Here is an 11,681-nt window from a genome sequence, read left to right as displayed (position 1 = left end):
CCACCGCGTACAGTCCCCTCTCCCTTTGGGAGAGGGCTAGGGTGAGGGTCGATGGCTCACCACTATTTTCCTGAAGGACGCTGCATGAAAATTTCCCGTCAAGCCTACGCCGACATGTTCGGCCCCACCGTCGGCGACAAGGTGCGCCTGGCCGACACCGAGCTGTGGATCGAAGTCGAACAAGACTTCACCACCTACGGCGAAGAAGTGAAATTCGGTGGCGGCAAAGTCATCCGCGACGGCCAGGGCCAAAGCCAGTTGCTGGCTGCCGAAGTGGTCGACACGCTGATCACCAACGCGCTGATCATCGACCACTGGGGCATCGTCAAAGCCGACGTCGGCCTCAAGGACGGGCGCATCGCCGCGATCGGCAAGGCCGGCAACCCCGACGTGCAGCCCAACGTGACCATCGCCATTGGCGCCGGCACCGAAGTAATCGCCGGCGAAGGCATGATCCTCACCGCGGGTGGCATCGACACACACATCCATTTCATCTGCCCGCAGCAGATCGAAGAAGCACTGATGAGCGGCGTCACCACCATGATCGGCGGCGGCACCGGCCCAGCCACTGGCACCAACGCCACCACTTGCACCTCCGGCCCGTGGCACTTGGCGCGCATGCTTCAGGCCGCTGACGCGTTCCCGATGAACATCGGCCTCACCGGCAAAGGCAACGCCAGCCTGCCGGAACCGCTGATCGAGCAGGTCAAGGCCGGCGCCATCGGCCTCAAGTTGCACGAAGACTGGGGCACCACGCCAGCAAGCATCGATAACTGCCTGAGCGTCGCCGATCAGTTCGACGTGCAGGTGGCGATCCACACCGACACCCTCAACGAATCCGGTTTCGTCGAAACCACCCTCGGCGCGTTCAAGGGCCGCACCATTCACACCTATCACACCGAAGGTGCCGGTGGCGGTCACGCACCGGACATCATCAAGGCTTGCGGCTTCCCTAACGTGCTGCCGAGCTCGACCAACCCGACCCGACCGTTCACCCGCAACACCATCGACGAACATCTCGACATGCTGATGGTCTGCCACCATCTCGACCCGAGCATTGCCGAAGACGTCGCCTTCGCCGAAAGCCGGATCCGCCGCGAAACGATTGCCGCCGAAGACATCCTTCACGACCTCGGCGCGTTCTCGATGATCAGCTCCGACAGCCAGGCCATGGGCCGTGTCGGCGAAGTCATCACGCGCACCTGGCAGACCGCCGACAAGATGAAAAAGCAGCGCGGCCCGCTGCCGCAGGACGGCGCAGGCAACGACAACTTCCGCGCCAAGCGTTACATCGCCAAGTACACGATCAACCCGGCGATCACCCATGGCATCAGCCATGAAGTCGGCTCGATCGAAGTCGGCAAGTGGGCCGATCTGGTGCTGTGGCGTCCGGCATTCTTCGGCGTGAAACCGACGTTGATCCTCAAGGGCGGTGCGATTGCCGCGAGCCTGATGGGCGATGCCAACGCCTCGATCCCGACGCCGCAACCGGTGCACTACCGCCCGATGTTCGCCAGCTACGGCGGCTCGCTGCATGCCACCAGCCTGACCTTTATCAGTCAGGCGGCGCAGGAAGCCGGGCTGCCTGAAACATTGGGTTTGAAGAAGAAAATCGGCGTGGTCAAAGGCTGCCGTGATGTGCAGAAAACCGACCTGATCCACAACGACTATCTGCCGAATATCGATGTCGATCCACAGACCTATCAGGTCAAGGCGGATGGCGTTCTGCTGTGGTGTGAACCGGCAGAAACCCTGCCAATGGCCCAGCGGTATTTCCTGTTCTGACGCAGCCGCCACGCTGTAGAAAGGCCTCGGGACCGCGCCTTGCGCACAGTCTCGGGGCCTTTTTCGTGCCGGTATGAAACCACCAAGCAAACAGTCGTGTAATTCTCGCCAAAGGAACTACTATTCGATTCGCTCCACCTCTTTTCAGGAACTGCCCATGCGTCTATCCGAGTTCATCCTGGCGAATATCGAGCCTATCGTCGATGAGTGGGAACAGTTCGCCGCAACGATCACGCCAGCCGCCGACTACCTGGATTCCGCGGCTCTGCGCGATCACGCCAGCGCCATTCTGCGGGCCGCGGCCCGCGACATGAGCAAGCCGCAGAGCCCTGCCGAACAGGCCGCCAAAGCCAAGGGCGAAGGCCCGGAAAAAACCCCGAGTCTGGACGAGGCCGGCGCCAGTCATGGCGAGTTGCGCCACACCGTGGGTTTTGACCTGGTGCAGATGACCTCCGAGTTCCGTCATCTGCGCGCTTGCGTGATCCGCCTGTGGGTCGACAACCTCAAAGCCCCGGACATGGCCTGTTTTCAGGACATGATCCGCTTCAACGAAGCCATCGACGAAGCACTGGCCGAATCGACTGCGGCCTACGCCGAACAGGTCAATCGCTCGCGAGACATCTTCCTCGCCATTCTCGGCCATGACCTGCGTGCGCCGCTGCAAGCGGTGAGCATGTCCATCGAGTTGCTGCTGCGCAAATCCAGCCTCGAGGGCGATGCGCTGGCCTGCGCCCTGCACATCAAGCGTGGCGCACGGCACATGGCGGCGATGGTCAGCGACTTGCTGGAACTGGTGCGCAGTCGACTGGGCAGAAGCCTGCCGATCGAACCGACGCCAATGGACCTGGCCGATGCCGCACGGGCGGCGATTGCCGAGGCGTGCGCCGGCAATCCGGAGTGCGATCCGAAGCTCAATGTTAACGGCGACCCGCGCGGTACCTGGGATGCCGGCCGAATCGACCAGTTACTGCAGAACCTGATTGGCAATGCCTTGCAGCACGGAGCCAAAAAGCGCGATGTCACTCTCGATATCGATGGCGCGGGCGAAAACGTCTGCCTGTCGGTGCACAACTACGGCACACCGATTCCCGAAGAGGCGCTCGGCACGATTTTCGACCCGCTGGTGCGCAGCGCCGACGAAGAACTCGGACAGCCGTCAACCAGCCTCGGGTTGGGCCTGTTTATCGTCAAGGAAGTGGTGAGTGCCCATGGCGGCACCATCGAAGTCAGCTCGAACGAGACTGACGGGACGCGGTTCAACGTGGTGTTGCCCAGAACGGTTTAAGCAGGATCACCGCGTTATCGTTCTTCGCGAGCAAGCTCGCTCCCACAGGAGACAGTGCTCACATGTGGGAGCGGGATTGCTCGCGAAGAGGCGCAATCAAGCAACTGATAAACATCAGGCAAACTACTCGACCACCAACCGCCCCAAACGCTGGCGCAACATGCGATTCTCGGCACGCAATTCGCGCACCTCTTCCAGCAGATTCAGCGCCAGCGCAACCCCTTCCCACTCCAGCTCCAGATCACGGCGCAACTTCGCCGCACGCTTGGCCAAAGCCAATTCGTAATCGGTGAAACGCCACTCCCGGGGCTGCGCACCCTGAGGTTCGAGGATGCCGTGTTCGACGATTTCGATCACGTAGACGTCCGACAGATCGGCCGCCTCACAGAATTCTGCCAGGTCCAGTTGAACGATCAGGGGGCTGCTCATGATGGCTACTCCGTCGTCGGGTTCAGAAGTTCTCGCGCGGGTTGAAGGCGGCTTTCTTCGCCAGTTCCTGCCACAGTGCCTTGACCTCGTCGTCAGCAGCTTTCGGCATCACGGCTTTGAGCTGGACGAACAGGTAACCGCGTTCGCCTGCCTTGTTTTTCAGACCATGACCCTTGGCGCGCATGCGTTGGCCGTTCTGGCTGCCGGCGGGCACCTTGAGGTTGATCTTGCCGGTCAGGGTCGGCACGGCCACTTCGGTGCCCAGCGCCAGCTCCCACGGGGCCAGCGGCAAGGTGATGATGAGGTTTTCGCCTTCAACATCGAATTTCGGGTGTGGCGCAAAACGAATGGTCAGGTACAGGTCGCCATTCGCCCCGCCACCAACGCCCGGTGCGCCCTGGCCCTTGAGGCGGATGCGCTCGCCGTCGGTCACGCCCGCCGGGATCTTCACGTTCAGGCTCTTGCTGGTGTTACTGACGTGCTGGCCGTTGGCGTTGTACTGCGGCACCTGGAAGGTGACTTTCTTCGACTCGTTCGACAGCGTCTCCTCGAGGAAGATCGGCAGTTCCATTTCCACGTCTTGCCCTCGGCGCCCGGCACTGCGTTGTTGTCGACCTTCGCCGCCACCGAAACCGGGGCCGCGATTGCCGAAGATCGAACTGAAGAAGTCCGAGAAGTCACCGGTGTCGCCACCGCCGCCGCCAAAGCCGCCACGGCTCTGCCAGCCCGGTGGTCCCTGGAACGGCTGACCGTGCTGACCATAACGGCGCAGCTCGTCGTATTCAGCGCGCTTGTCGGCGCTTTTCAGCGCTTCATAGGCTTCCGAGGCGTCTTTGAACTTGGCCTCGGCGTCTTTTTCCTTGCTGACATCGGGGTGGTATTTGCGCGCCAGCTTGCGATAGGCAGCCTTGATTGCCTTGTCGTCTGCTGTCGGCTCCACGCCGAGTATCTTGTAATAGTCTTTGAAGTCCATCGAAGGAGTCACCGTCCGTTATCGATTTCGCGCCGATGCCAGCATGCGCCGATTCGCGCGTGCCAGGTTGACCGATCTCAAAGTTGTGACCGGGTGGCGCAGCAGAAGTTTATCGGCAGTGGACGGCGGTTCTTGCGACCGCCGGTGGTTCTGCCGGCCCATGCCAGCAAGTTTGGGGCAAAGCTTGAGGTTTCAAGGCAGTTTAGTCGTGAAATAGCAGATGACCGGCCTTCGAATCTGGCGCGCACTGACATACACTGCGCGGCCGTTTTTTTGACCGGAACCGAAAGACATGAAAGACGCCTCTCCAGCCCGTGCCTGCGGCATCGACTTCGGCACGTCCAACTCCACCGTCGGCTGGCTGCGCCCCGGCATGGAAACGATGATCGCGCTGGAAGACGACAAGATCACCCTGCCGTCGGTGGTCTTCTTCAACATCGAGGAACGTCGTCCGGTGTACGGTCGTCTGGCGCTGCACGAGTACCTGGAAGGCTACGAAGGCCGGCTGATGCGCTCGCTGAAAAGCCTGCTCGGTTCCAAGCTGATCAAGCACGACACCAGCGTGCTCGGCACGGCGATGCCGTTCAAGGACTTGCTCGGCCTGTTCATCGGCCAGTTGAAGAACCGCGCCGAAACCGCCGCCGGTCGGGAATTCGAGCAGGTGGTGCTCGGCCGTCCGGTGTTCTTCGTCGATGACGATCCACTGGCTGACCAGGAAGCCGAAGACACCCTGGTCGAAGTGGCGCGCAAGATCGGCTTCAAAGAGGTCTCGTTCCAGTACGAACCGATTGCGGCGGCCTTCGACTACGAGTCGACCATCGAGAAAGAAGAGCTGGTGCTGATTGTCGACATCGGCGGTGGTACCTCTGACTTCTCGCTGGTGCGCCTGTCGCCCGAGCGTCGTGGCCTCGATAACCGTCACGATGACATCCTCGCCACCGGCGGTGTGCACATCGGCGGGACCGATTTCGACAAACAGCTGAGCCTGCAAGGTCTGATGCCGCTGTTCGGCTACGGCAGCCGCATGAAGAGCGGCGCCTACATGCCGACCAGCCACCACATGAACCTGGCGACCTGGCACACCATCAACTCGGTGTACTCGCAGAAATCCAGCCTGGCGCTGGGCAGCATGCGCTACGACATCGAAGACACTGGCGGCATCGATCGCTTGTTCAAGCTGATCGAACAGCGCGCCGGGCACTGGCTGGCGATGGAAGTCGAAGAAACCAAGATCCAGCTGACCCACAGCGACAGCCGCCATGTGCCGCTGGACCGGATCGAAGCCGGGCTGAGTGTGGAACTAAGCCGCGCGCTGTTTGAATCGGCGATCGATGCGCTGCTGGAGCGCGTGCGCGGCAGTGTCACACAGTTGTTGAACGATGCCGGTGTGGCGGTGGAACAGGTCGACACGGTGTTCTTCACCGGTGGTTCGAGCGGCATTCCGGCACTGCGCAACAGCGTCTCGGCGATGCTGCCGAATGCGCGGCATGTCGAAGGGAATATCTTTGGCAGCATTGGTAGCGGTTTGGCGATTGACGCGATGAAACGCTATGGCGCCATGAACTGACCTGAAATCGGCGTCGCGCCTTTCGCGAGCAAGCTCGCTCCCACATTTGACCGCATTTCTTCAGTTGAAATGCAATTCAGTGTGGGAGCGAGCTTGCTCGCGAAGGCGCCAGATCAGGCGACACAGATTCATCGGTTAGACCATCCCGCCCAGCTTCAACTCACTCTTCAGGTACGCATAATAAATCGGCCCCGCCACCACCCCCGGCAGGCCGAACGCGGCCTCGAACACCAGCATCGCCAGCAGCAACTCCCACGACTTGGCACTGATCTGCCCGCCGACAATGCGCGCGTTGAGGAAGTACTCGAGCTTGTGGATAAAAATCAGATAGCCCAGCGCGGCAATCGCCACCCAGATCGATAGCGACAGGCCGACGATGGTGATCAGCGTGTTCGACATCAGGTTGCCGATCACCGGCAGCAGGCCGAGCAGGAAGGTCAGCACGATCAGGGTTTTGGTCAGCGGCAACTTGATGCCGAACATCGGCAGGATCACCGCGAGGAAGATCCCGGTGAAGAAAGTGTTGAGCAGGGAAATCTTGATTTGCGCGAAGACGATGTTGCGGAAGGCCTGCACCAGCAAGTGCAAGCGATCAAACAGGGCCGCCGCCAGCGGTTTGCGCTTGGTGACGTCGGGGATGCGCTGCAAGGCGATGATCGCACCGAGCACCATGCCGATCAGCAGCGTCACAAACATATGTGCCGCGTCTTTGCCGACCAGTTGCAGGTCGGACAGGTGCTTGCCCATCCACTCGCCAATCGCTACGCGAAATTCCGCAGCACTGGCCGGCAGATAGGCGTCGATGAACGGCGGCAATTGCCCCCGCGCGCGGTCGACCACGCCCATGAACTTGTCCAGTGAGGCGCCGGGATTTTCCGCTTCATGCAATAAGAAGCTGATGGCGCCGGCGAAGATCAACGCCAGCACACTCACCACTAACGTGCCCAGCAAAGCCACCGCCAGCCAACGCGCGCGGCGACCTTCAATCAGCCGTTGCAGTTGCGGGGTGAGCATGTTGACCAGTTCAAATACCAGCAGCCCGGCCAGCAGGCTCGGCAACAAGCGCAGCGGCAGCACCAGCAGCAAACCGCCGAAAATGATGATGCAGCTGACCCAGAACACTACATGACGCTCAGAAAACGTTGGCATACAGCCTCAAAACGAACGGCGTAAAAGGATTGGCAGTCTGCCAGCGTTCCGGGGTGAGCACTAGAAATATGCGGAGCTTCAGGTCCCCTCACCCTAGCCCTCTCCCAGGGGGAGAGGGAACCGATTGGGGGATGCTCTGGATATCCAGTGACCTGAGACAGCGCCATGGAATCCATAATCGACCGGTTTTTTTCAGGTCGACGAGTTTCTTGAGACACCGCGGTCAGTCCCCTCTCCCTCCGGGAGAGGGTTAGGGTGAGGGCAAATTTCAAGCGGACGCGTCGACCCTGGCACTCCACAGAACCGGATTATTTTTTCTTCAGGCAATCACTCATGAACGTCTTGCGCGCATCGCCGGTCAGGGCTTTGGTTTTCGCGTCGGCGTTACAGGTTTTCATTTTCTCCTGCTGCGGGGTCAGGGCCTTGGCATCGTTGGCCGCTGGCGCTGCCTTGAGGCAGGTGCTCATGAAGGTTTTGCGCTCATCGCCTTTCAGACTCTTGGCGGTCGCATCAGCATTGCAGGTGGTCATCTTGTTCTGTTGCGCCGTGGCGGCAAAACCTTGGGAACACAGGAGCAAACCAATCATCAACAAAGGGACACGCAACATCTTCATGGAGTTTTCTCCTTGTCGCCGCACCGATGGGAACGGCCTCTGCTGGAGTGTAGCCAAATCTTGTTACACCTTCCTGCCTTCCAGATGGCTACGGCGATACTGCTCTGGCGTACACCCGGCCTGCCGCGCGAACATGGCGATAAACGCCGAGCCACTGCTGTAGCCGAGATCGAAGGCGATTTCCTGCACGCTGCGCGAAGTTTCCAGCGCCTCGATTGCCGCGAGATAGCGCAGACGCTGGCGCCACTCGCCGAACCTCATCCCCAGCTCCCGAACGAAATGCCGGGCCAGCGTGCGTTCGCTGACGTGCACCTGCAGCGCCCAATGCGCCAGCGGCTGATTGTTGCCCGGCTCGGCCTGCAAGGTTTCGAGAATCGCCAGCAACCCCGGACTGCTCGCGTACGGCAGATAGCATTCGTGCACTGGCGCCTGTTGCAGTTGATCGACGAGAACCTGAGCCAGACGCTGATCGGCATCGAGTTCAGGAATCTTCACGTCGCGGGCGGCGAAGTCTTTGAGAATCGCCTTGAGAATGTCGCTGATCGCCAGGGTACAGGCGCGCTTGGGCAGTTCGGCGCAGACCTTGGGGTCAAGGCACACCGCGCGATAGTTGACCGGTTGATGGCTGTAGAAACTGTGCTCGACCTGCGGCGGCACCCACACCGCGTACTGCGGCGGCGACATGAAACGGCTGCCGTCGACGTCCATGTGCAGCACGCCATGAGCGGCGTACTCCAGCGTGCCCCACGGATGCCGATGCGGCGCGGCGAATTCGTGGGCATTGAAGTCGGCGTAGCGGAAGTACACCGCTGACGGCAGTTCGCTGAAATCCAGCAGATCGATGTGTTTGCTGTTCATGCTGTCCGGTTTCAGAGGCAGGTTGTCCGGTTCGCAGTATAGGCCTGCATCCAGACAAGGGATAATTGCCCTTCATCAACGTACTGGTTTCGACTCATGCAATACGCGTTTCCGCTGCTGGCGATTTTTATCTGGGCCGGCAATACCGTGATCAACAAACTGGCGGTCGGGGCGATTTTCCCCGCCGAGATCGGTTTCTACCGCTGGCTGCTCGCCGGTTTGCTGTTCACCCCGTTCATGCTCAAAGCGGTGATCGCGCACTGGCCGCAGATCCGTCCCAATCTGGGCAAGATTTTCGTCCTTGGCGTGCTCGGCATGGCGGTGTATCAAAGCCTCGCCTACTTCGCCGCGACGCTGACCACCGCGACCAACATGGGCATCATCCTCTCGCTGATGCCGTTGATGTCGCTGGCCATGGCGATCATCAGTCTCGGCCAACGCCTGACCGCCGGTGCACTGGTCGGTGCGGTTCTGTCGTTTGCCGGCGTATTGGTCGTGGTCTCGTCCGGCAGCCTCGGCGCGTTGCTGCAGCACGGCGTGAACATGGGTGATGCGATGATGCTGATCGCGACCCTGGCCTATGCGATCTACAGCACATTGCTGAAAAAATGGCAGCTGCGCCTGCCGCCGCTGGTGTTGCTGTATTTGCAGGTGCTGGTGGCGATTGTCGTGTTGTTTCCTTTGTATGCCGCCTCGCCGAAAACCGGTTTGACCCTGCAGAACATTCCGCTGGTGTTGTATGCATGCCTGCTGGCGTCGATGCTTGCGCCACTGGCGTGGATGCAGGCGGTGCAGCGGTTGGGGCCGAGTCGCACGACGTTGTTCTTTAACTTGCTGCCGTTGATTACCGCGCTGATTGCAGCAGTGGTGTTGAAGGAGCAGTTGGCGATGTATCACCTGGTGGGTGGTTTGTTGACCTTGGGCGGGGTGATTTTGTCCGAGCGCTGGACCACCGTGTTGGGCCGCCGGGCCAGCGTTGCCTGACCCGGCCTCTTCGCGAGCAAGCTCGCTCCCACAGGGAAATGCATTCGAATGTGGGAGCGAGCTTGCTCGCGAAGAACGATGACTAGGTCTTGCGGTTAAACGCCGGCAGCCTTTAGCCGCGCCGCATGCTCGACAAACAGCCGCACCGGATCCGCGCCCTTGCCGACCAGCCCCAGCGACTGGTTAACAATGTCGAAGTGATCCAGCGGATAGTCATCGCCAATCACCGTGCCCAGATGCGAGCTGTACCGCCCGACCATGCCGTCGCACTGCCCCGGCTCACGCACGAAGGTTTTCGCAAACAAGCGACAACTGCGATTGGTGCCGTCGAACAGATTACCGCCACGATCAGTCTTGCCCGGCTGCAACGTCCCTGACCATGAGTAATAACGTACGCCGTTAACCTCCTCCGGCCCGTGCCCACCCCAGGTTTCAGGCAACCCCTGTGGATAACGCTGATTGAACAGCGCCACACCCTCAGTCGTCAGCGATTGGTGCGAGGCGTGAATATCCACCGGCAGTTTCGGCCCGTGGTAACCGGTCTCCAGCAGTGCCATCAGCCAGCCGACAAAACGCAGCAATGCTTCAAGCAGACGGCCCTTGGCGCTGTCCGCCGGGTAGTGTTTTTGCAGATAGTCGGCCAGTTCCGAGCCATGATTCGGCCCGGCGACCGACGTCACCGAGGCCACCAGATCCGGCCGTTTCGCCGCCGCATAGCGCGCCGTCAGCGAACCCTGACTATGGCCGAACAGGTTGACCTTGTGCGCCCCGGTCTCGCGCAAAATCTCATCAATCCGCGCCAGCAACTGCTCGCCGCGCACCTCCGTCGAATGCAGCGGCGACACCTGTACAGCAATCACCGTCGCCCCACCACGGCGCAGCGCCTTGATGATGCCGTACCAGTACGGATAGAGAACTAGCCGGATAAACCCGAGCATGCCGGGCACCAGCACCAGTGGATAACGCGTTGACATGGGCAAACATCCTTGTGGTCGGTGAGTGGATGCCAGGCGTGCAAAACGCCCGCCAAGCATCCTCCGTGATGATGACAACTCGACGACCAGCCTACTTCAGGCCCACCACCCCCGCCACAATCAGCCCGACTGACAGCAGTTTGACCAGCGTCAGGCTCTCGCCCAACAGGGCGAAACCGAGGAACACCGTGCCGAGTGAGCCAATCGCGGTCCAGATCGGGTAGGCGATGCTCACCGGCAACTCGCGCATTGCCAGTGTCAGGAAGTAGATCCCGCCGATCGCCGCAATCACCGTGATCAACGACGGCCAGAGCCGGGTGAAGCCTTCGGCGTATTTCATGCCCATGGCGAACGTCACTTCAAATCCGGCGGCGATCAGCAGGAACAGCCAGGCCACCTAGAACTCCCGGGCAAGGCTGAGCAAACGCTGCTCGGCCTCGGCCAACGACACCGCGAAGGTGCGTTCGGCGGACTCTTCGCCCTCGGCAGCGACCACGCTGACGTCGTTGATGCCGATGAACCCCAGCGCCGCGCGCAACCACGGATCGGCGTGGTTCAAGGCTTCCAGCTCGCCGCCCGGGCCGAAGCCAAAACCACCGCGACTGGTGACGATCAGCGCCTTCTTGCCCTGCAACAGCGGCGTGTACTGGGCGACGCCGTTGTCCAGCGTGTGATCGAAGGTCAGGCCCAGCCGCACGATCTGATCGACCCAGGCCTTAAGGCCGCTGGGTACGCTGAAGTTGTACATCGGCGTGGAAATCAGCAGCAGGTCGTGGTCGAACAACTCGCCAACCAGTTGATCGCTCAATGCCAGATCAGCCTGCATCGACAATGGGCGCGCTTCAGGCTCCGGATAAAACGCGGCAGCGACAAAGGCCTCGTTGACCGCCGGAATCAACGCTCGGCCGACTTCACGCCGGGTCACCTGCGCCTGTGGATGACGCACCTGCCAGGCGCTGAGAAAAGCTTCCGCCAACCGCCGCGAGTGCGAACGGTCACCACGTGGGCTGGCATGTATCGCAAGAATCTTGCTCATCTGAAACTCCTTGAGGCTAGACTTTGA

The 11,681-nt window shown here is 60.9% G+C and carries 12 protein-coding genes; 4 read left to right on the top strand and 8 right to left on the bottom strand.

From position 1 onward, the window contains the following. The first annotated feature begins 84 nt into the window (after nt 1-84). On the top strand, nt 85-1,785 hold the full coding sequence (gene ureC, locus AC1DVF_RS03025; protein WP_093430216.1) for an urease subunit alpha: 1,701 nt from the start codon (nt 85-87) through the stop codon (nt 1,783-1,785). A 157-nt stretch (nt 1,786-1,942) separates the two neighbouring features. Continuing rightward, entirely contained in the window at nt 1,943-3,070 is a 1,128-nt protein-coding gene (locus AC1DVF_RS03020) for a sensor histidine kinase (protein ID WP_477781971.1), read from the top strand. 123 nt (nt 3,071-3,193) lie between these two features. On the opposite strand, the gene AC1DVF_RS03015 is transcribed toward AC1DVF_RS03020, so the two are convergent. Then, a complete protein-coding gene (locus AC1DVF_RS03015; protein ID WP_277760401.1) occupies nt 3,194-3,499 on the bottom strand; it encodes a chaperone modulator CbpM in 306 nt (101 codons plus the stop codon). Nucleotides 3,500-3,521: 22 nt separating this feature from the next. Continuing rightward, nucleotides 3,522-4,472, bottom strand: a complete 951-nt coding sequence (locus tag AC1DVF_RS03010) for a DnaJ C-terminal domain-containing protein (protein ID WP_093430213.1) — start codon at nt 4,470-4,472, stop codon at nt 3,522-3,524. A 292-nt stretch (nt 4,473-4,764) separates the two neighbouring features. Between AC1DVF_RS03010 and AC1DVF_RS03005 the strand changes: the two genes are divergently transcribed. Further along, on the top strand, nt 4,765-6,039 hold the full coding sequence (locus AC1DVF_RS03005) for an Hsp70 family protein (protein WP_099757864.1): 1,275 nt from the start codon (nt 4,765-4,767) through the stop codon (nt 6,037-6,039). Between the two features lie 135 nt (nt 6,040-6,174). Here AC1DVF_RS03005 and AC1DVF_RS03000 read toward each other — a convergent pair whose 3' ends face one another. The 3 genes from AC1DVF_RS03000 to AC1DVF_RS02990 all read right to left on the bottom strand — a co-directional run bounded on the left by AC1DVF_RS03000 (nt 6,175) and on the right by AC1DVF_RS02990 (nt 8,660). Then, a complete protein-coding gene (locus AC1DVF_RS03000) occupies nt 6,175-7,188 on the bottom strand; it encodes an AI-2E family transporter (RefSeq protein WP_093430211.1) in 1,014 nt (337 codons plus the stop codon). Between the two features lie 308 nt (nt 7,189-7,496). Next, complete coding sequence (locus tag AC1DVF_RS02995) at nt 7,497-7,802, bottom strand: PsiF family protein (RefSeq protein ID WP_007950613.1); 306 nt, start codon at nt 7,800-7,802, stop codon at nt 7,497-7,499. A 63-nt stretch (nt 7,803-7,865) separates the two neighbouring features. Next, complete coding sequence (locus AC1DVF_RS02990) at nt 7,866-8,660, bottom strand: AraC family transcriptional regulator (RefSeq protein ID WP_477781970.1); 795 nt, start codon at nt 8,658-8,660, stop codon at nt 7,866-7,868. Between the two features lie 96 nt (nt 8,661-8,756). Between AC1DVF_RS02990 and AC1DVF_RS02985 the strand changes: the two genes are divergently transcribed. After that, a complete protein-coding gene (locus AC1DVF_RS02985; protein ID WP_477781969.1) occupies nt 8,757-9,644 on the top strand; it encodes a DMT family transporter in 888 nt (295 codons plus the stop codon). 95 nt (nt 9,645-9,739) lie between these two features. Here the strand turns inward: AC1DVF_RS02985 and AC1DVF_RS02980 are convergent, their stop codons facing one another. From AC1DVF_RS02980 to AC1DVF_RS02970, 3 genes are all read right to left on the bottom strand, one after another. Next, entirely contained in the window at nt 9,740-10,618 is an 879-nt protein-coding gene (locus AC1DVF_RS02980; RefSeq protein ID WP_093430209.1) for an esterase/lipase family protein, read from the bottom strand. Between the two features lie 91 nt (nt 10,619-10,709). Continuing rightward, on the bottom strand, nt 10,710-11,015 hold the full coding sequence (locus tag AC1DVF_RS02975; protein ID WP_093430208.1) for a DMT family transporter: 306 nt from the start codon (nt 11,013-11,015) through the stop codon (nt 10,710-10,712). Continuing rightward, nucleotides 11,016-11,654 carry an FMN-dependent NADH-azoreductase gene (locus AC1DVF_RS02970; protein ID WP_460130680.1) on the bottom strand — a complete coding sequence of 213 codons (639 nt, stop codon included), beginning with the start codon at nt 11,652-11,654 and terminating at the stop codon, nt 11,016-11,018. Nucleotides 11,655-11,681 lie beyond the last annotated feature (27 nt).

The sequence above is a fragment of the Pseudomonas sp. P4_D7 genome (genome assembly GCF_056401755.1).
The sequence above is the reverse complement of the archived record's forward strand: the minus strand, read 5'-3'. Positions and strand labels throughout refer to the sequence as shown.